Here is a 20,500-nt window from a genome sequence, read left to right as displayed (position 1 = left end):
ATGCGCCTGGTTCAGCTTTCTCGCCATTCAATAGCCTTCCCTTCCCCGGAAGGCGCATTACGTGAGCCTAACGGCCTGCTGGCACTGGGGGGCGATCTTAGCCCTGCGCGCCTATTAATGGCTTATCAGCGTGGTATTTTCCCGTGGTTTTCTCCTGGCGACCCCATCCTCTGGTGGTCGCCCGATCCCCGCGCGGTGTTATGGCCAGAATCACTGCATATCAGCCGTAGTATGAAGCGATTTCATAAACGCTCACCCTATCGTGTCACGATGAATTACGCTTTTGGTCAGGTCATCGAAGGCTGTGCCAGCGATCGCGAAGAAGGAACCTGGATCACGCGTGGCGTGGTCGAAGCCTACCATCGCCTTCACGAACTCGGTCATGCCCACTCCATTGAAGTCTGGCGTGAAGATGAGCTTGTCGGCGGTATGTACGGCGTGGCCCAGGGAACACTATTTTGTGGCGAGTCCATGTTCAGCCGGATGGAAAATGCGTCCAAAACGGCGCTTCTGGTCTTCTGTGATGAATTTATCCGTCATGGCGGTAAACTTATCGACTGCCAGGTCCTTAACGATCACACAGCATCGCTTGGTGCCTGCGAAATTCCCCGCCGGGATTACCTTAATTATCTCAATCAAATGCGCCTCGGACGATTGTCGAATAATTTCTGGGTACCTCGATGCTTGTTTTCACCACAAGAATGAATGTTTTCGGCACATTTCTCCCCAGAGTGTTATAATTGCGGTCGCAGAGTTGGTTACGCTCATTACCCCGCTGCCGATAAGGAATTTTTCGCGTCAGGTAACGCCCATCGTTTATCTCACCGCTCCCTTATACGTTGCGCTTTTGGTGCGGCTTAGCCGTGTGTTTTCGGAGTAATGTGCCGAACCTGTTTGTTGCGATTTAGCGCGCAAATCTTTACTTATTTACAGAACTTCGGCATTATCTTGCCGGTTCAAATTACGGTAGTGATACCCCAGAGGATTAGATGGCCAAAGAAGACAATATTGAAATGCAAGGTACCGTTCTTGAAACGTTGCCTAATACCATGTTCCGCGTAGAGTTAGAAAACGGTCACGTGGTTACTGCACACATCTCCGGTAAAATGCGCAAAAACTACATCCGCATCCTGACGGGCGACAAAGTGACTGTTGAACTGACCCCGTACGACCTGAGCAAAGGCCGCATTGTCTTCCGTAGTCGCTGATTGTTTTACCGCCTGATGGGCGAAGAGAAAGAATGAGTAAAAGGTCGGTTTAGCCGGCCTTTTTATTTTGTGATATGTATGGAGTACTTTAGAAGTATAAGTCCGTAACTTGTCTCGATGTAGATATACTGCACAACTTGTTTACAGTATGAGCAAACAATAATTATCATAAAAATTCTTCTTGACCGTTTTATTCCAACTCCCTATAGTAGCGCCCCGTTGCCCCCCATGAGGTCAGGCAAAAAAACAATTTGGTGAGGTGTCCGAGTGGCTGAAGGAGCACGCCTGGAAAGTGTGTATACGGCAACGTATCGGGGGTTCGAATCCCCCCCTCACCGCCATATTTAAAGAAGAGCTCGTACGAAAGTACGGGCTTTTTTTTCGCATTTTATCTGCCTGTACGGCAGTGAACTTGTCATTATTGGCAGACAGGATCCGCGGCAATTTCTAAGCTGCCTGTACGGCAGTGAACTCAAATACTACACGTTTAGCCCGTTGTTAATAAAGCAAAACCATCTCAATCTCCTGCTGCCACCCTTTTTTATCCTTACCTACCCGCAGCACTAATTATCAATAACTTACCATCATCATCAAAAAAAGGGTCTGAACCTCCTCCCCCCATAAATAAAAAGTCCGTAACCCCTGACGAGATTACGGACTTCACCAACCTACCAGACAATCAGATTAATGCGCTGCTTCCGCCTTGTGCTTTTGTGCACTCTGGAATCCGTAAGTCAGCTCATTTTTCTCTTTATCCAGCGCGACGGTGACCTGACCGCCGTCCACCAGCGAACCAAACAGCAGTTCGTTGGCGAGCGGTTTTTTCAGGTTGTCCTGGATGACACGCGCCATCGGACGTGCGCCCATTGCCCGGTCGTAACCTTTCTCGGCCAGCCAGTTACGCGCTTCCTGGCTCACTTCCAGAGAAACACCTTTCTGATCCAACTGAACCTGCAACTCGACGATGAATTTATCCACCACCTGATGGATCACGTCGGTTGACAGATGATCGAACCAGATAATGTTGTCGAGACGGTTACGGAATTCCGGTGTAAAGATCTTCTTGATCTCTTCCATCGCATCGGTGCTGTTATCCTGGTGGATAAGACCAATGGATTTGCGCTCAGTTTCCCGTACCCCGGCATTAGTGGTCATCACCAGCACCACGTTACGGAAGTCCGCTTTGCGTCCGTTGTTATCGGTCAGCGTACCGTTATCCATCACCTGCAACAGAATATTGAACACGTCCGGGTGCGCTTTCTCGATTTCGTCCAGCAGCAGCACCGCATGTGGATGCTTGATGACCGCATCAGTCAGCAAACCGCCCTGATCAAAACCAACGTATCCCGGAGGCGCACCAATCAGACGGCTGACGGTATGGCGTTCCATATACTCGGACATATCAAAGCGCAGAAGCTCAATGCCCAACGCTTTCGAAAGCTGTACCGTCACCTCTGTTTTCCCGACCCCAGTAGGGCCGGCAAACAGGAACGAACCGACCGGTTTATGTTCGTGACCTAAACCTGCACGCGCCATCTTAATGGCTTCAGTCAGCGCCTCAATGGCTTTATCCTGACCGAAGACCAGCATTTTCAGGCGATCGCCGAGGTTTTTCAGGGTATCGCGGTCACTCTGAGAAACACTCTTCTCTGGAATGCGTGCAATACGGGCCACCACGGATTCAATATCCGCCACATTAACGGTTTTCTTGCGTTTGCTTACCGGCATCAGACGTGCGCGAGCGCCCGCTTCGTCGATAACATCAATCGCTTTATCCGGCAGATGACGATCGTTAATGTATTTCACCGCCAGCTCTACCGCCGCACGCACCGCTTTTGCGGTATAACGCACGTCGTGGTGCGCTTCATACTTCGGTTTCAGGCCATTGATGATTTGAACAGTTTCTTCGATTGACGGTTCAGTAATATCAATTTTCTGGAAGCGACGCGCCAGAGCACGGTCTTTCTCGAAAATGTTGCTGAACTCCTGATAGGTTGTCGAACCAATTACGCGGATTTTACCGCTGGAGAGCAACGGTTTAATCAGGTTAGCCGCATCGACCTGGCCACCAGACGCTGCACCCGCACCGATAATGGTGTGGATCTCATCAATAAACAGGATGCTGTTAGTGTCCTGCTCCAGCTGCTTGAGCAACGCTTTAAAACGTTTTTCAAAGTCGCCGCGATATTTTGTGCCCGCTAACAGGGAACCGATATCGAGAGAGTAAATCGTACAGTCAGCCATCACTTCCGGCACATCGCCCTGAACAATTCGCCATGCAAGCCCCTCCGCAATCGCGGTTTTACCGACACCAGACTCCCCCACCAGCAGCGGGTTGTTTTTACGGCGACGGCAGAGAACCTGAATAGCACGCTCCAGCTCCTTCTCACGACCAATTAGTGGGTCGATTCCGCCCACTCGCGCAAGCTGATTCAGGTTCGTCGTGAAATTCTCCATACGTTCCTCCCCACCAGCTTGTTCTTCGCTGTTTGGCTGGCTGCCAGGATCAGAAGACTGTGTCGGCTCGTCTTTACGCGTGCCATGAGAGATAAAGTTCACCACATCGAGACGGCTGACTTCATGTTTGCGCAACAGATATGCCGCCTGCGACTCCTGTTCGCTAAAGATAGCGACCAGAACGTTTGCACCGGTAACCTCATTGCGACCGGAGGACTGGACATGGAAGACCGCACGTTGCAGTACACGCTGAAAACTCAACGTCGGCTGTGTGTCGCGCTCCTCTTCACTGGCAGGCAGAACGGGTGTGGTTTGTTCAATAAAGGCTTCCAGTTCCTGACGGAGCGCAACCAAATCTACAGAACACGCTTCCAGCGCCTCCCGGGCAGATGGGTTACTGAGCAGCGCCAGTAACAAGTGCTCGACGGTCATAAACTCATGACGGTGCTCGCGCGCTCTGGCGAAAGCCATATTTAAACTGAGTTCCAGTTCTTGATTGAGCATAGGCACCTCCCCCAATTTTTATGCCTGCATTCAGGCTTTTTCTAGCGTACACAGCAATGGATGCTCATTCTCCCTCGCGTACTTGTTCACCATCGCCACTTTGGTTTCTGCAACCTCAGCGGTAAAGACTCCGCAAATGGCCTTCCCCTGGTAGTGAACAGCGAGCATCAATTGCGTTGCACGTTCTACATCATAAGAAAAGAATTTTTGTAACACGTCAATAACAAACTCCATCGGAGTATAATCATCATTGACTAATATCACTTTATACATAGATGGCGGTTTTAGCGCGTCGCGAACTTTTTCTTCCGCCAGTTGATCAAAGTCCAGCCAGTCGTTCGTTTTACCCATTGTCAGTTATCATCTTCGGTTACGGTTATCGGCAGAACGCCCTGCCGCTGACAAGAGCTTATTTGCCTGACCAATCTACTCCACATGATAGATAACTATCATCTATCGTTGGCATCAGCGACATCTGTCACATTCCTGTCAATAGCGTTAACTGCTTCAAATTTTTGATTCATACCTGCCCCCTGGCCCCTGTCAAATGCTTGACGGCTCGCCCTAATTCTCTAAATTGTATTTCTAGAGTTGGCGAGGTTTTGAACAGCCCCCTCTCTGACCCCGGTTTATTCCATCTTACTTGTATAAGATTTGCGAAGGATGTCGAAGCATGGAAAAGGGTACTGTTAAGTGGTTCAACAATGCCAAAGGGTTTGGTTTCATCTGCCCTGAAGGCGGCGGCGAAGATATTTTCGCTCATTATTCCACCATTCAGATGGATGGTTACAGAACGCTAAAAGCTGGACAATCCGTTCAGTTTGATGTCCACCAGGGGCCAAAAGGCAATCACGCCAGTGTTATTGTGCCCGTCGAAGTAGAAGCGGCAGTCGCATAGCTCTTCTGTCTCATTGTGTACATCCTAAAGGCAAAATGCCAGCCCGATCGGCTGGCATTTTTATCTCAAAAATTACTCCCGTGCCAGAGCATCTACTGGATCCAGTCGTGCCGCATTTCGTGCGGGTAACCAGCCAAATAAAATCCCGGTGACCGTCGAGCAGAGAAACGCCAGCAGCAGCGCTAACGGTGAAAAACCAATCTCCCAGCCGGGTAAGAAAAGCTGCAAGGTGAAAGCAATTAACAGTGACAGTGTTATTCCCAAAGCGCCACCAACCAGGCAAACCAGTACGGCTTCGATCAGAAACTGTTGCAAAACATCGCTTGCTCGCGCACCTACAGCCATGCGAATGCCAATTTCCCGCGTCCGCTCGGTCACTGACACCAGCATAATATTCATTACACCAATACCGCCCACCACCAGCGAAATCACCGCCACCAGCGTCAGAAACAGTTGTAAAGTACGTGTGGTCTTTTCAACGGTTTTCAAGACGCCATCCATGTTCCAGGTAAAGAAATCCTTCTTACCGTGGCGCAGTGAAAGTAAACGCGTGAGTTGCTGTTCCGCCTCAGCGCTGTCAAAGCCTTCTTTCACCCTGACAGTTATGGAGTTCAGCCACGACTGACCCATAACTCGCCCGGACATCGTGCTGTATGGCAGCCAGACACGCAGCACTTTACTGCTACCAAACATCGACTGTTTTTCTTCCGCCACACCAATGACTCTGGCGGGCATATTGCCAACCAGAATCACCTCGCCAACCACATCTGCTTTATGGGGGAAAAGCTGGCGGCGAGTATTACTGTCGAGAACCACGACCTGCGCACGACCGTTCAGCTGCTCCTGATTAAAGGTGTTCCCTTCACTGAAAGTCATGCCATAGACATTAAAATAATCGCCGCTCACGCCATTGGCACTGGCAGCCACATCAACATTGTTATAACGCAGGCGCAGGTTTTGCGAGACGGCAGGTGTGGCTGAGGCGACCCACGGTTGTTTTTGGATGGCGATTAAGTCGTCGTACTTCAGCGCCTGCTGATATTGCGGATCGTCATCGCCAAAATCTTTCCCGGGATAGACATCAATAGTATTCGTACCAATAGAACGAATATCCGCCAGCACCATTTGTTTGGCGGCGTCGCCCACCACGACAATGGAAACCACCGACGCAATACCGATAATAATCCCCAGCATGGTCAGTAAAGTACGCATTTTATTCGCTGCCAGCGCCCGCCATGCCATCGTCAGCGCCTCGTTAAAACCGCTGACAAACTGCCGCCAGCCAGACGCCGTGTTGACAACAGGTTCCGTTCCGCCAGTAGCATTCACTTTTTCAATGGCGGGAGGATTGCGCACAATTTCGCCGTCGCGAATTTCGATCACCCGCTCGGCCTGAGCAGCAACCTGCGGATCGTGTGTGACGATAATCACCGTATGCCCGCGATCGCGCAGCTGATGCAGGATCGCCATCACCTCTTCGCCAGAATGGCTGTCCAGTGCGCCGGTCGGTTCATCGGCAAGAATTACCTGACCGCCGTTCATCAATGCCCGCGCGATACTGACGCGCTGTTGCTGGCCACCCGAAAGCTGTGCCGGGTAATACTCTGTACGGTCTTCCAGCCCCAGTCGTTGCAGTAACTCCTGGGCGCGAAGCAGCCGCTGTTTCCACTCAAGACCGGCATAGACGGCGGGTACTTCAACGTTCTGCTCGGCGGTTAAATGCGAAAGCAAATGGTAACGCTGGAAAATAAAGCCGAAATGCTCGCGGCGCAGTTGCGCCAGCGCATCGGCGTCCAGCGTGGCAACATCCTGACCGGCGACGCGATAGGTGCCGCTGGTGGCCTTATCCAGGCAGCCGAGAATATTCATCAGGGTCGATTTACCAGAACCCGAAGCACCGACAATCGCTACCATCTCACCGGCATAAATATCGAGGCTGATGCCCTTCAGCACCTCAACCTGCTCATCACCGGCAGGATAGCTGCGACGAATATCCTTTAATTCGAGCAAAGGCGTCATTGCGCAGCTCCTGGTTTGGCCTCACCAATCACCACTTCATCGCCCGCTTCCAGCCCTTTGACAATCTCAACATCGGTATCGTTACGTGCGCCAATCGTCACTTCACGCTCGCGTGTTTCACCATTACGCAACAATTTGACTTTATAACGATTATCGCCAACCGGATCGCCTAACGCCGACAGAGGGATCGTCAGCACATTTTTCACATCGGTGAGCTGAATATGCACTTGCGCGGTCATATCCAGCCGCAGTAAACCATTGGGGTTGGGTACTTCAAAACGGGCGTAATAGAAAATAGCGTCGTTAATCTTTTCCGGCGTCGGTAGCACATCCTTGATTTGCCCCTCGTAGCGCGTCAGTGGATCGCCAAGCACCGTAAACCAGGCTTTTTGCCCCGGCTTCAGGTGGATTACATCCGCTTCAGAAACCTGCGCTTTTACCAGCATGGTGCTCATATCTGCCAGCGTCAGAATGTTCGGTGCTTGTTGTGCGGCAATCACCGTCTGGCCTTGCAGAGTGGTGATTTGCGTGACTTCCCCGGCCATCGGGGCAACGATGCGGGTGTAATCGAGATTGGTTTTAGCCGTATCGAGAGAGGCCTGATTGCGCTTGATTTGCGCGTCAATGGTGCCAATTTGCGCCTGTTTCACAGCCATCTCCGTCGCGGCGTTATCGAGATCCTGCTGTGAAACCGCTTGCGTTTGTGCAAGACGTTGCTGACGGGAATACGTCACCCGCGCCAGTTTCAGCTCCGCTTCCGCCTGCTGCCGCTGCGCGCGTAGCTCCATCAGCGTTGCTTCCACCTCCTTGATCTGGTTTTCAGCCTGTTCAGGATCAATAACCCCTAAAAGCTGGTCTTTTTTTACTTTATCGCCAATCGCCACCGACAGCGTTTTCAACTGACCGCTGACCTGCGCGCCCACGTCAACCTTACGCAGCGCGTCCAGCTTTCCGGTCGCCAGCACGCTTTGCTGTAAATCACCGGGGCGCACAATCAGCGTCTGATAAGTCGGCACGGGTGCGTTAAGAATTCTCCATAACGTAATCAGCCCGGCGATGACTATCACCATCGCAATAACGTAACGCTTCTTCACGGTTTTCCGCTTTTTCATAAATATTCTGAATACTCCATATGCCAATCCGGGTCATTAACTTCAACGAAATATCAACAAAACCCTAAAATTTACGTTAATAATCACACTATTGATGTTTGGTTAAGATACGCAATGGTTAAATCGACGTCATGTATAACCATTGATTTCATGAATATGTCGCAGCTAACTGAACGGACCTTTACGCCATCTGAATCTCTCAGCAGCCTGTCACTTTTTCTTAGTCTGGCACGAGGACAGTGTCGGCCGGGTAAATTCTGGCATCGCCGTAGTTTTCGCCAGAAATTTTTGCTGCGCTCGTTGATTATGCCGCGTTTAAGCGTTGAGTGGATGAACGAACTTTCCCACTGGCCTAATCTCAATGTGTTGTTAACGCGCCAGCCGCGACTGCCTGTACGTCTACATCGCCCTTACCTTGCGGCGAATCTTAGCCGTAAGCAATTGCTGGAGGCGTTACGTTACCATTATGCGTTACTCCGCGGGTGTATGTCGGCGGAAGAATTCAGCTTATATTTGAATACCCCCGGGCTGCAACTGGCGAAGCTGGAAGGCAAAAACGGCGAGCAGTTCACGCTTGAGCTGACCATGATGATCTCAATGGATAAAGAAGGTGACAGCACCATCCTGTTCCGCAACAGCGAAGGTATTCCTCTGGCAGAGCTCACTTTTACCCTGTGTGAATATCAGGGGAAAAGGACGATGTTTATTGGCGGACTGCAAGGCGCAAAATGGGAAATTCCACACCAGGAAATCCAGAATGCGACGAAAGCCTGCCACGGGCTATTTCCCAAACGCCTCGTGATGGAAGCGGCCTGTCTGTTTGCCCAACGTTTGCAGGTAGAGCAGATTATTGCCGTCAGCAATGAAACGCATATTTACCGCAGCCTGCGTTATCGCGATAAAGAAGGCAAGATCCATGCCGATTACAACGCTTTCTGGGAATCGGTTGGCGGCGTATGTGATGCTGAACGCCATTACCGCCTTCCAGCACAGATAGCACGAAAAGAGATTGCCGAAATCGCCAGTAAAAAACGGGCTGAATACCGTCGGCGCTATGAGATGCTCGACGCTATTCAGCCACAAATGGCCACGATGTTTTGTAGTTAGTCGGCCCGACCGCGCGCCAGCCACAGCACGCGTGAGAACATTTTTTTCAGCAGCGTCGGTACGGAGTCCACACCACGACGTCCGGCCTCCATTGCCACTTCAATGGCAAGATCGGGTTTGGAAGAGCGATGGATCGCTTTCGAGATAATTTTGCGCAGATTCATCGGTATATTTTCCGGGATTTGCGCCACGCGGTGGAACACATCGGAAAATCCCTGGCGATACATAAAATGTTCCATATCCAGCGCCGGTAACGCCGTTAAATGTTCTCGTTCGGCTTCCCGATCATTATTCAACAGGCTGCGTACCGTAGCGGCATATTTCTTCCCTGCTTCATCGCCATCGACCAGTACATGCCATTCAATCCCCATTCGCCGGGCAAATTTAACCAGTGGCTTTAGCCCGGACTGGGCAAACTCAATGACCTTGATCCCTTCGGCATCAAAATGATGTCCGCACTGACGCGCCAGTTCATTGATAACCCAGGTTTCCGTTTCCCCTTCCACCAGCAGCCAACAACGGGCAAACAGCGATGACGGACGGTTAAAACGAATGTGAAAGGAGATGCGTCGGCTATCTTCGGTACTCAAGCCACTCGGTCCCAGACGCCAGGCGGCAACGCGAGAGGACTCACGTACCAGTCGGCAAACATGCTCTACCGGCGTTAACGAAAGCAACTCTCCCGAGTTGGTAGTAGCGATGCGCTGCAATGGCAGAAGGTTCAACAGATGCCAGGCAACTGAAAGCATAATGGGGTGCAAACGGGTTTCTGGATCTTCGATCAGCAACAATGGACGGGCGTCTTTATCCAGTCGCAATGTGCCTTTTGCCTGCAACAAAGTAGCAAACAGGCCGAGCAAAATAACCCGATACGAGCGCCCTCCAGGTCGGTCAATCATCCGGTTGATGATATCCAGATAGCGCCAGCTTCGTTGCTCATTGCTGGCTCGCCGCCGCATTAAACGATATCGCGCCTGTCCAGCTCCCTGCTCAGAAAAATAATGCTCAAGCAGTTGCACCATTGCGGAAAGTCCCTGACGAATCTGTCCATCAGAGAGATTTTGCGGATGTGAGGACAACTCACGGGCGAGGAAATCGAGCTGGCGCGCGGTGACTTCCACATTGGGGACATTTGGCACCGTGCCGTTACGAATACGGCGCATAAAACGGGCATCACGCAAGCGCAGCACCGGCATTAAACGCACCAGATGACGAGCCTGATCGTTAATATCCTCAACATCAATCGGATGTCCGTCTTTATCGAGAAAACTGCGCAGTGTCATCACGCTGCCGTCTTCCGCACTCTCCCCTTCCAGACGATAAAAAATACGGTGATAACCATCGGTGCATGGCGTCCAGCACGCTTCCAGCGGCCGATAGCGGCGAACCCGATGTCGGCCTGGCAGCGATTCGCGGAAGGTCAAAATAATATGCAGATGATGTTCTCGCCCGTTGATATCTCCCGGCGGGAACCAGAAATCATCGCGCTCAAAATGGTAGAGATCTGATTCTGGCGATAGCAGCAGGGTTAAGGCGTCCAGCAAGCTGGATTTACCCCACGCGTTCTCCCCAATCAGGACGTTGTTTTGTTCCAGCATCAACGACAAACGGTTGATACCGCGAAAACCCACAATTTCAACGCGCTCAAGAATCATATCCCCTCCAGAAATATGTGACTTATTCTTTACGCTGGCAGTATAACGGGAAAGGCCTGCTAATACGTGATGGCATCACATTTAAGCATGGCAAATGTCTGAAAAATGAGCGAATAATCGCGTTATACTCCCTCTTGCTGATAAGCCTGCAAAAACAACAAAATCAAATAATTAGCATGATAAATTATTTTTTATTACGCCTAAAGGATTAAATCTTTCGCTTGCACTACACTGTCAATCAGACAAATGACTATATGGGGCAACCCGCTGTTGCCCTAAATCAAATTTACTGGATTTATTTATCTGGCGAATGATTTGCCTTCGTTTTTAAAATAGCCGCGCATTATTTCCGTCGTCACTTTTTTACGACGACCCTATAAAACGACCATATTTTTCACAGGGTCAATTTTTAATTGAGGTGGATATGTTCAGAAAATTAGCAGCTGAATGTTTTGGTACTTTCTGGCTTGTTTTTGGCGGCTGTGGTAGTGCCGTACTGGCCGCAGGCTTCCCGGAATTAGGCATTGGTTTTGCCGGCGTGGCGTTGGCGTTCGGTCTGACCGTTCTGACAATGGCCTTTGCTGTTGGTCATATTTCTGGTGGTCATTTTAACCCGGCGGTCACTATTGGTTTATGGGCTGGCGGACGTTTCCCGGCAAAAGAAGTCGTTGGCTACGTAATTGCCCAGGTTGTCGGCGGTATTGTTGCGGCGGCGCTGCTGTATTTAATTGCCAGTGGTAAAACGGGTTTTGACGCGGCAGCCAGCGGTTTTGCTTCTAACGGTTATGGCGAGCATTCACCAGGCGGTTATTCCATGCTTTCCGCGCTGGTAGTTGAACTGGTATTGAGTGCAGGTTTCCTGCTGGTGATCCACGGCGCAACTGACAAATTCGCTCCTGCTGGTTTTGCGCCAATTGCCATTGGTCTGGCCTTAACCCTGATTCACTTAATCAGTATTCCGGTGACTAACACTTCCGTTAACCCGGCGCGCAGTACTGCGGTTGCTATCTTCCAGGGCGGCTGGGCATTAGAACAACTGTGGTTCTTCTGGGTGGTGCCAATTGTCGGCGGTATTATCGGTGGTCTGATTTACCGGACTCTACTGGAAAAGCGTAATTAATTAACGCAGAAGGCCTGGCGCAATGTCAGGCCTTTTTTTAAGATGTTGTTATATGTTGATTCATCATCTTGTTGCGCTCCTTTCATGAGCTAAGCCACATATTGCCACTGGCGCAAGGAGCGTGCAGGGGGCGGCCAATCGCCGCCGCCCCCTGCACCCCCGGGCTCTGGCGAACAAAATCGCCGCTGCGCGGTGCCCTCGACTTATCCCTTACGGCTACCGGGTCGGCGATTTTGACGCCACCAACACCGGTGCGGTTTGTAATTAAAGCGCAAGAATATCTTTAAATGAAAATGAATACCCTACCGATCCTTATGCATAACATTTCCTTTTAATTGCAACTTTACTCGTCCTTCCGCTTTCAGTAGTGTGTCATCGCGCATTTCGAATCTTCTTTGCAAGGACTGGGTTTTCATGTTTTCTGGGCTGTTAATCATTCTGGTTCCCCTGATTGTGGGTTACCTCATTCCGCTTCGCCAAAAAGCTGCATTAAGAGTTATTAATCAGCTCTTAAGCTGGATGGTTTACCTTATTCTCTTTTTTATGGGTATCAGTCTGGCGTTTCTCGATAACCTCGCCAGTAACTTGTTGGCAATTCTGCATTATTCTGCCGTCAGTACTACCGTTATTTTACTGTGTAATATTGCCGCCCTGATGTGGCTGGAGCGCGGCCTGCCATGGAGCAACCACCATCAGCAAGAAAAACTCCCGTCGCGTATTGCGATGGCGCTGGAGTCGCTAAAACTGTGCGGCGTAGTAGTGATTGGTTTTGCCATTGGTCTGAGTGGACTGGCTTTCTTACAACACGCGACCGAAGCCAGTGAATACACCTTAATTCTGCTGCTTTTCCTCGTCGGTATTCAGTTGCGCAATAATGGCATGACCTTAAAGCAGATTGTCCTTAATCGCCGGGGAATGATTGTCGCCGTGGTGGTGGTTGCCAGTTCATTAATTGGTGGTTTAATTAACGCCTTTATTCTTGATCTTCCCATCAATACCGCGCTGGCAATGGCCTCCGGTTTCGGCTGGTATTCTCTTTCCGGTATTTTATTGACCGAATCTTTTGGTCCGGTAATCGGGAGCGCGGCGTTTTTTAATGATCTGGCCCGTGAGCTGATTGCTATTATGTTAATCCCTGGGCTGATTCGCCGTAGCCGCTCTACTGCACTGGGCTTATGCGGTGCGACGTCGATGGATTTCACCCTGCCCGTTCTTCAACGTACAGGCGGGCTGGATATGGTCCCGGCGGCGATTGTTCACGGTTTTATTCTTAGTCTGTTAGTGCCGATTCTCATCGCCTTTTTCTCTGCATAATACCTCTCTGGCGGTAGATCTCTGCCGCCAAAATTGCGCTAAATCAATCTCCCTTAAAGTTGCATTAAAAATCTCTTTTATCCCCGCGTTAAGCGTCTTAACCTTAAACATGTATATTAAATATAACTTTAAAAGGTGTGATCATGTTTTGTGTGCAATGTGAACAAACTATCCGTACTCCGGCAGGAAACAGCTGCTCATACGCGCAGGGGATGTGTGGTAAAACGGCGGAAACCTCTGACCTTCAGGATTTACTCATCGCGACGCTGCAAGGGCTTTCGGCCTGGGCAGTGAAAGCACGTGAATACGGCATCATCAACCACGATGTAGACAGCTTTGCGCCACGTGCCTTTTTCTCAACCCTGACCAACGTTAACTTCGATTCTCCGCGTATTATCGGCTACGCTCGTGAAGCGATTGCCCTGCGCGAGGCGCTGAAAGCACAATGCCTGGCTGTAGATGCCAACGCCCGCGTCGATAACCCGATGGCTGACCTGCAACTGGTGAGCGACGATCTCGGCGAGCTGCAACGTCAGGCAGCAGAATTTACCCCTAACAAAGATAAAGCGGCGATTGGCGAAAACATTCTCGGCCTGCGTCTGCTGTGCCTGTATGGCCTGAAAGGTGCGGCGGCCTATATGGAACACGCGCATGTTCTCGGTCAATACGACAACGATATTTATGCCCAGTACCATAAAATCATGGCGTGGCTGGGGACCTGGCCTGCCGATATGAACGCGCTTCTTGAGTGTTCAATGGAAATCGGCCAGATGAACTTCAAAGTGATGAGCATTCTGGACGCAGGCGAAACCGGTAAATACGGTCACCCGACCCCAACCCAGGTCAATGTCAAAGCGACGGCAGGTAAATGCATCCTGATTTCCGGTCACGATCTCAAAGATCTCTACAACCTGCTGGAACAGACCGAAGGCACGGGCGTTAATGTCTACACCCACGGCGAAATGCTGCCTGCGCATGGTTACCCGGAGCTGCGTAAATTCAAGCATCTGGTCGGTAACTACGGCAGCGGCTGGCAGAATCAGCAAGTGGAGTTCGCTCGTTTCCCAGGCCCCATCGTGATGACCTCGAACTGCATCATCGACCCAACCGTAGGCGCTTATGACGATCGTATCTGGACCCGCAGCATCGTTGGCTGGCCGGGTGTGCGCCATCTGGATGGCGAAGATTTCTCTGCGGTCATTGCCCAGGCGCAACAGATGGCGGGCTTCCCGTACAGCGAAATTCCGCACCTGATCACCGTGGGCTTTGGTCGCCAGACACTGCTTGGCGCAGCCGATACGCTGATTGATCTGGTGAGCCGTGTAAAACTGCGTCATATCTTCCTGCTTGGCGGCTGTGACGGCGCACGCGGCGAGCGTCACTACTTCACCGATTTCGCCACCAGCGTGCCGGATGACTGCCTGATCCTGACCCTCGCTTGCGGTAAATATCGCTTTAATAAACTTGAGTTTGGCGATATCGAAGGTCTGCCGCGTCTGGTAGATGCTGGTCAGTGTAACGATGCTTACTCAGCAATTATTCTGGCGGTAACGCTGGCAGAGAAACTGGGCTGCGGAGTCAACGATCTGCCGCTGTCGCTGGTGCTCTCCTGGTTTGAACAGAAAGCGATTGTCATTCTGCTGACGCTGCTTTCTCTGGGTGTGAAAAATATCGTCACCGGCCCGACTGCACCTGGTTTCCTGACACCAGACCTGCTGGCGGTGCTGAACGAGAAATTCGGCCTGCGTTCTATCACCACTGTTGAAGAAGACATGAAGCAACTGTTGAGCGCGTAAGGAGTTTGTCGATGACGATGCCAACGAATCAATGCCCGTGGCGGATGCAGGTTCATCACATTACGCAAGAAACGCCGGATGTGTGGACGATTTCCCTGATTTGCCACGATTACTACCCGTATCGCGCCGGGCAATATGCGCTGGTCAGCGTGCGAAACTCAGCAGAAACGCTGCGTGCTTACACCATTTCCTCCACGCCAGGCGTGAGTGAATACATCACCCTGACTGTGCGGCGGATTGATGACGGTGTCGGCTCCCGGTGGCTGACGCGCGATGTAAAACGCGGTGATTATCTCTGGCTTTCGGACGCGATGGGGGAATTTACCTGCGACGATAAAGCAGAAGATAAATTCCTGTTGCTGGCGGCAGGCTGCGGCGTCACGCCGATTATGTCGATGCGTCGCTGGCTGGCGAAGAACCGTCCACAGGCCGATGTGCAGGTGATCTACAACGTGCGTACGCCGCAGGATGTGATTTTCGCCGATGAGTGGCGTAACTATCCGGTAACGCTGGTGGCGGAAAATAACGTTACCGAAGGCTTTATCGCTGGTCGTCTCACTCGCGAACTGCTGGCAGGTGTCCCTGATTTAGCCTCACGTACCGTGATGACCTGTGGCCCTGCTCCATATATGGATTGGGTAGAGCAGGAAGTGAAAACGCTCGGCGTGACGCGTTTCTTTAAAGAGAAATTCTTCACCCCAGTAGCGGAAGCGGCGACCAGCGGTCTGAAATTCACCAAACTGCAACCGGCACGAGAATTTTACGCTCCGGTTGGCACCACGCTACTGGAGGCGCTGGAAAGCAATAACGTTCCGGTTGTCGCCGCCTGCCGTGCGGGTGTTTGCGGCTGCTGTAAGACGAAAGTGATTTCCGGTGAATATACGGTGAGCAGCACAATGACGCTGACCGACGCCGAAATCGCTGAAGGTTACGTACTGGCCTGCTCATGCCATCCGCAGGGGGATTTGGTTTTCGCATAATCGCCTGATGCCCGATGATATTCCTTTCATCGGGCTATTTAACCGTTAGTGCCTCCTTTTTCTCCCATCCCTTCCCCCTCCGTCAGATGAACTAAACTTGTTACCGTTATCACATTCAGGAGATGGAGAACCATGAAACAAACGGTTGCAGCTTATATCGCCAAAACACTCGAATCGGCAGGCGTGAAACGCATCTGGGGAGTCACGGGCGACTCTCTGAACGGTCTTAGTGACAGTCTTAATCGCATGGGCACCATCGAGTGGATGTCCACCCGGCATGAAGAAGTGGCGGCATTTGCCGCTGGCGCTGAAGCACAACTTAGCGGAGAACTGGCGGTCTGTGCCGGATCGTGCGGTCCCGGCAACCTGCACTTAATCAACGGCCTGTTCGATTGCCACCGCAATCACGTTCCGGTACTGGCGATTGCCGCTCATATTCCCTCCAGCGAAATTGGCAGCGGCTATTTCCAGGAAACCCACCCACAAGAGCTATTCCGCGAATGTAGTCACTATTGCGAGCTGGTTTCCAGCCCAGAGCAGATCCCACAAGTGCTGGCAATTGCTATGCGCAAAGCGGTGCTTAACCGTGGCGTTTCCGTTGTTGTGTTACCGGGCGATGTGGCGTTAAAACCTGCGCCAGAAGGGGCAACTACCCACTGGTATCATGCGCCACAGCCGGTAGTAACACCGGAAGAAGAAGAGTTACGCAAACTGGCGCAACTGCTGCGTTATTCCAGCAATATCGCCCTGATGTGTGGCAGCGGCTGTGCGGGGGCGCATAAAGAGTTAGTTGAGTTTGCCGGGAAAATTAAAGCGCCTATAGTCCATGCCCTGCGCGGTAAAGAACATGTCGAATACGATAATCCATATGATGTTGGAATGACGGGATTAATCGGCTTTTCGTCAGGTTTCCATACCATGATGAACGCCGATACGTTAGTGCTGCTCGGTACTCAGTTTCCCTACCGTGTGTTCTACCCGACCGATGCCAAAATTATTCAGATTGATATCAACCCAGCCAGCATCGGCGCGCATAGCAAGGTAGATATGGCGCTGGTCGGCGATATCAAATCAACCCTGCGCGCATTGCTGCCACTGGTGGAAGAAAAAACCGAACGCAAGTTTCTGGATAAGGCGCTGGAAGATTACCGCGACGCCCGCAAAGGGCTGGACGATTTAGCTAAACCGAGCGAGAAAGCCATTCACCCGCAATATCTGGCGCAGCAAATTAGTCATTTTGCCGCCGATGACGCTATTTTCACCTGTGACGTTGGTACGCCAACGGTGTGGGCGGCACGTTATCTAAAAATGAACGGCAAGCGTCGCCTGTTAGGTTCGTTTAACCATGGTTCGATGGCTAACGCCATGCCGCAGGCGCTGGGCGCGCAGGCAACCGAGCCAGAACGCCAGGTGGTCGCCATGTGCGGCGATGGCGGTTTTAGCATGTTGATGGGCGATTTCCTCTCGGTAGTGCAAATGAAGCTGCCAGTGAAAATTATCGTCTTTAATAACAGCGTGCTGGGCTTTGTGGCGATGGAGATGAAAGCTGGTGGCTATTTGACTGACGGCACCGAACTACACGACACCAACTTTGCCCGAATTGCCGAAGCCTGCGGCATTACGGGTATCCGCGTAGAAAAAGCGTCTGAAATCGATGAAGCCCTGCAACGCGCCTTCTCCATCGACGGTCCGGTGTTGGTGGATGTGGTGGTCGCCAAAGAAGAATTAGCCATTCCACCGCAGATCAAACTCGAACAGGCCAAAGGTTTCAGCCTGTATATGCTGCGCGCAATCATCAGCGGGCGCGGTGATGAAGTGATCGAACTGGCGAAAACGAACTGGCTAAGGTAAAAAGGGTGGCATTTCCCGTCATAATAAGGACATGCCATGATTGATTTACGCAGTGATACCGTTACCCGACCGAGCCGCGCCATGCTCGAAGCGATGATGGCCGCCCCGGTTGGGGACGACGTTTATGGAGACGACCCTACCGTTAATGCTCTGCAGGACTATGCAGCAGAGCTTTCCGGTAAAGAAGCCGCCATTTTTCTGCCTACCGGCACTCAGGCCAACCTGGTCGCTCTGCTCAGTCACTGCGAACGCGGCGAAGAGTATATCGTCGGTCAGGCCGCGCATAACTATCTGTTTGAAGCCGGTGGCGCAGCAGTACTGGGCAGTATTCAGCCGCAACCCATCGACGCAGCTGCCGACGGTACGCTACCGCTGGATAAAGTGGCGATGAAAATCAAACCCGACGATATCCATTTCGCCCGCACCAAATTACTCAGTCTGGAAAACACCCACAACGGCAAAGTGCTGCCGCGTGAATACCTGAAAGAAGCATGGGAATTTACCCGCGAGCGCAATCTGGCGCTGCACGTTGACGGTGCGCGCATTTTTAATGCCGTGGTGGCTTACGGCTGCGAACTGAAAGAGATCACGCAATATTGTGACTCGTTCACCATTTGCCTGTCGAAAGGTCTTGGGACGCCAGTCGGTTCATTACTCGTCGGTAATCGTGATTACATTAAACGTGCCATTCGCTGGCGGAAAATGACAGGTGGCGGGATGCGTCAGTCCGGCATTCTGGCTGCCGCCGGGATGTATGCGCTGAAAAATAACGTCGCACGTTTGCAGGAAGACCACGATAACGCCGCCTGGATGGCGGAGCAGTTGCGTGAAGCAGGCGCGGATGTGATGCGTCAGGACACCAATATGCTGTTTGTTCGCGTCGGGGAAGAAAATGCTGCCGCGTTAGGCGAATACATGAAAGCGAGAAACGTGCTGATTAACGCCTCGCCGATTGTCCGCCTGGTGACCCATCTTGACGTCTCGCGTGAACAACTGGCGGAAGTTGCCGCCCACTGGCGTGCGTTCCTGGCGCGTTAAGGAGAGAGACGTGCCGCAACGCATTTTAGTTCTCGGTGCCAGTGGCTACATTGGTCAACATCTGGTGCACACACTCAGCCAGCAAGGGCATCAGATCCTGGCGGCGGCACGTCACGTCGACAGACTTGCAAAACTGCAACTGGCTAATGTCAGTTGCCATAAAGTCGATCTCAACTGGCCGGATAACCTTCCGGTCCTGTTGCAGAATATTGATACTGTCTATTTTCTGGTGCACAGCATGGGCGAAGGTGGTGATTTTATCGCTCAGGAGCGCCAGGTGGCTCTCAACGTCCGCGATGCGCTGCGCGAAGTACCGGTAAAGCAAGTCATCTTTCTCAGTTCATTGCAGGCACCGCCTCATGAACAATCTGATCATCTGCGTGCTCGTCAGGCCACGGCGGATATTTTACGTGAAGCGGGTGTCCCGGTGACCGAACTACGTGCCGGAATTATCGTTGGCGCGGGTTCAGCGGCATTCGAAGTCATGCGCGATATGGTTTACAACCTGCCAGTATTAACGCCACCACGCTGGGTACGTTCACGCACTACGCCCATCGCGCTGGAAAACCTGCTGCACTATCTTGTGGCGCTGTTAGATCATCCGGCTTGCGAACATCGCATCTTCGAAGCCGCTGGGCCAGAAGTGCTCAGTTATCAGCAACAGTTTGAACATTTTATGGCGGTGAGCGGTAAGCGCCGCTGGTTGCTCCCCATCCCCCTCCCCACCCGCTGGATTTCGGTGTGGTTTCTTAATGTGATTACTTCAGTACCGCCCACCACCGCCAGAGCGTTGATTCAGGGGCTGAAACACGATCTGCTGGCGGATGACACCGCGTTACGTGCACTCATTCCACAACCGCTGATCGCTTTCGATGACGCGGTACGTAGCACGTTGAAAGAGGAAGAAAAACTGGTCAACTCCAGCGACTGGGGATATGACGCGCAGGCTTTTGCTCGCTGGCGACCAGAATACGGTTATTTTGCCAAACAGGCGGGGTTTACCGTTAAAACGTCTGCCAGCCTTCAGGCGCTATGGCGGGTGGTCAATCAAATCGGCGGTAAAGAGCGTTATTTCTTTGGCAATATTTTGTGGCAGACACGGGCGTTGATGGACCTTGCGATCGGTCATAAGCTGGCAAAAGGCCGCCCGGAGCGCGAATATTTACAGACCGGCGATGCTGTGGATAGCTGGAAAGTCATTGTCGTTGAACCGGAAAAACAACTTACGTTGTTATTTGGCATGAAAGCGCCGGGGCTGGGACGACTCTGTTTTACCCTGGAAGATAAAGGCGACTATCGTACAATCGATGTCCGTGCTTTCTGGCATCCGCACGGTATGCCGGGGCTGTTTTACTGGTTATTGATGATCCCCGCGCATCTGTTTATTTTTCGCGGAATGGCAAAACGAATCGCCAGACTGGCAGAACAAAGCACAGATTAA

17 protein-coding genes, 1 tRNA gene and 2 pseudogenes are annotated in these 20,500 nt (G+C 51.7%); 14 read left to right on the top strand and 6 right to left on the bottom strand.

Features of this window, described 5'->3' with window-relative positions:
- The 5 genes and pseudogenes from aat to ACJHX4_RS03355 all read left to right on the top strand — a co-directional run bounded on the left by aat (position 1) and on the right by ACJHX4_RS03355 (position 1,549).
- Positions 1–705 carry a leucyl/phenylalanyl-tRNA--protein transferase gene (gene aat, locus ACJHX4_RS03375; RefSeq protein WP_001241674.1) on the top strand — a complete coding sequence of 235 codons (705 nt, stop codon included), beginning with the start codon at positions 1–3 and terminating at the stop codon, positions 703–705.
- Positions 706–850, top strand: a pseudogene (locus tag ACJHX4_RS03370) (hypothetical protein); the annotation flags it as partial.
- Between the two features lie 59 nt (positions 851–909).
- A pseudogene (locus tag ACJHX4_RS03365) lies at positions 910–1,062 on the top strand (hypothetical protein); the annotation flags it as partial.
- On the top strand, positions 990–1,208 hold the full coding sequence (infA, locus tag ACJHX4_RS03360) for a translation initiation factor IF-1 (RefSeq protein ID WP_001040187.1): 219 nt from the start codon (positions 990–992) through the stop codon (positions 1,206–1,208). The pseudogene ACJHX4_RS03365 and the gene infA, both read left to right, overlap by 73 nt.
- A 253-nt stretch (positions 1,209–1,461) precedes the next feature.
- Positions 1,462–1,549 (top strand) — tRNA-Ser (locus ACJHX4_RS03355).
- A 343-nt stretch (positions 1,550–1,892) separates the two neighbouring features.
- Here ACJHX4_RS03355 and clpA read toward each other — a convergent pair.
- The 3 genes from clpA to yljB all read right to left on the bottom strand — a co-directional run bounded on the left by clpA (position 1,893) and on the right by yljB (position 4,693).
- Positions 1,893–4,169, bottom strand: a complete 2,277-nt coding sequence (gene clpA, locus ACJHX4_RS03350) for an ATP-dependent Clp protease ATP-binding subunit ClpA (RefSeq protein ID WP_000934041.1) — start codon at positions 4,167–4,169, stop codon at positions 1,893–1,895.
- A gap of 30 nt (positions 4,170–4,199) precedes the next feature.
- Positions 4,200–4,520, bottom strand: coding sequence for an ATP-dependent Clp protease adapter ClpS (clpS, locus tag ACJHX4_RS03345; protein WP_000520781.1), 321 nt, complete (start codon positions 4,518–4,520; stop codon positions 4,200–4,202).
- A gap of 98 nt (positions 4,521–4,618) precedes the next feature.
- Positions 4,619–4,693 carry a protein YljB gene (gene yljB / locus ACJHX4_RS03340; protein ID WP_001406719.1) on the bottom strand — a complete coding sequence of 25 codons (75 nt, stop codon included), beginning with the start codon at positions 4,691–4,693 and terminating at the stop codon, positions 4,619–4,621.
- A 149-nt stretch (positions 4,694–4,842) separates the two neighbouring features.
- On the opposite strand from yljB, the gene cspD reads away from it, so the two are divergent.
- The gene (gene cspD, locus ACJHX4_RS03335) at positions 4,843–5,067 is read left to right on the top strand and encodes a cold shock-like protein CspD (RefSeq protein WP_000410785.1); all 225 of its coding nucleotides are present in this window, start codon (positions 4,843–4,845) and stop codon (positions 5,065–5,067) included.
- A gap of 72 nt (positions 5,068–5,139) precedes the next feature.
- Here cspD and macB read toward each other — a convergent pair whose 3' ends face one another.
- Positions 5,140–7,086: a macrolide ABC transporter ATP-binding protein/permease MacB gene (macB, locus tag ACJHX4_RS03330; RefSeq protein WP_000188152.1), complete on the bottom strand. Its 1,947-nt coding sequence runs from the start codon at positions 7,084–7,086 to the stop codon at positions 5,140–5,142.
- Positions 7,083–8,198, bottom strand: coding sequence for a macrolide transporter subunit MacA (gene macA, locus ACJHX4_RS03325; RefSeq protein WP_000746478.1), 1,116 nt, complete (start codon positions 8,196–8,198; stop codon positions 7,083–7,085). Before macA ends, macB begins: the two co-directional genes overlap by 4 nt.
- A 150-nt stretch (positions 8,199–8,348) precedes the next feature.
- On the opposite strand from macA, the gene ACJHX4_RS03320 reads away from it, so the two are divergent.
- A complete protein-coding gene (locus ACJHX4_RS03320) occupies positions 8,349–9,305 on the top strand; it encodes a VirK/YbjX family protein (protein WP_001351020.1) in 957 nt (318 codons plus the stop codon).
- Here the strand turns inward: ACJHX4_RS03320 and ACJHX4_RS03315 are convergent.
- Complete coding sequence (locus ACJHX4_RS03315; RefSeq protein ID WP_000599803.1) at positions 9,302–10,960, bottom strand: ATP-dependent endonuclease; 1,659 nt, start codon at positions 10,958–10,960, stop codon at positions 9,302–9,304. The two genes, ACJHX4_RS03320 and ACJHX4_RS03315, sit on opposite strands and share 4 nt — an antisense overlap.
- A gap of 424 nt (positions 10,961–11,384) precedes the next feature.
- On the opposite strand from ACJHX4_RS03315, the gene aqpZ reads away from it, so the two are divergent.
- From aqpZ to ACJHX4_RS03280, 7 genes are all read left to right on the top strand, one after another.
- Positions 11,385–12,080 (top strand): aquaporin Z, encoded by a 696-nt coding sequence (gene aqpZ / locus ACJHX4_RS03310; RefSeq protein ID WP_000488716.1) that lies wholly within the window; start codon positions 11,385–11,387, stop codon positions 12,078–12,080.
- A gap of 414 nt (positions 12,081–12,494) precedes the next feature.
- A complete protein-coding gene (gene lysO / locus ACJHX4_RS03305; RefSeq protein ID WP_000491137.1) occupies positions 12,495–13,394 on the top strand; it encodes an L-lysine exporter LysO in 900 nt (299 codons plus the stop codon).
- A gap of 143 nt (positions 13,395–13,537) precedes the next feature.
- A complete protein-coding gene (gene hcp, locus ACJHX4_RS03300; protein WP_124831055.1) occupies positions 13,538–15,190 on the top strand; it encodes a hydroxylamine reductase in 1,653 nt (550 codons plus the stop codon).
- Between the two features lie 11 nt (positions 15,191–15,201).
- The gene (gene hcr / locus ACJHX4_RS03295) at positions 15,202–16,170 is read left to right on the top strand and encodes an NADH oxidoreductase (protein WP_000178692.1); all 969 of its coding nucleotides are present in this window, start codon (positions 15,202–15,204) and stop codon (positions 16,168–16,170) included.
- Between the two features lie 132 nt (positions 16,171–16,302).
- Entirely contained in the window at positions 16,303–18,021 is a 1,719-nt protein-coding gene (poxB, locus tag ACJHX4_RS03290; protein WP_000815373.1) for a ubiquinone-dependent pyruvate dehydrogenase, read from the top strand.
- A gap of 36 nt (positions 18,022–18,057) precedes the next feature.
- Positions 18,058–19,059, top strand: coding sequence for a low-specificity L-threonine aldolase (gene ltaE, locus ACJHX4_RS03285; protein WP_000566382.1), 1,002 nt, complete (start codon positions 18,058–18,060; stop codon positions 19,057–19,059).
- Between the two features lie 10 nt (positions 19,060–19,069).
- Positions 19,070–20,500, top strand: coding sequence for an SDR family oxidoreductase (locus tag ACJHX4_RS03280; RefSeq protein ID WP_001136505.1), 1,431 nt, complete (start codon positions 19,070–19,072; stop codon positions 20,498–20,500).

Origin of the sequence: Escherichia sp. WS2035, from assembly GCF_046487065.1 — a bacterium.
Taxonomy (GTDB): domain Bacteria; phylum Pseudomonadota; class Gammaproteobacteria; order Enterobacterales; family Enterobacteriaceae; genus Escherichia; species Escherichia coli.
The sequence above is the reverse complement of the archived record's forward strand: the minus strand, read 5'-3'. Positions and strand labels throughout refer to the sequence as shown.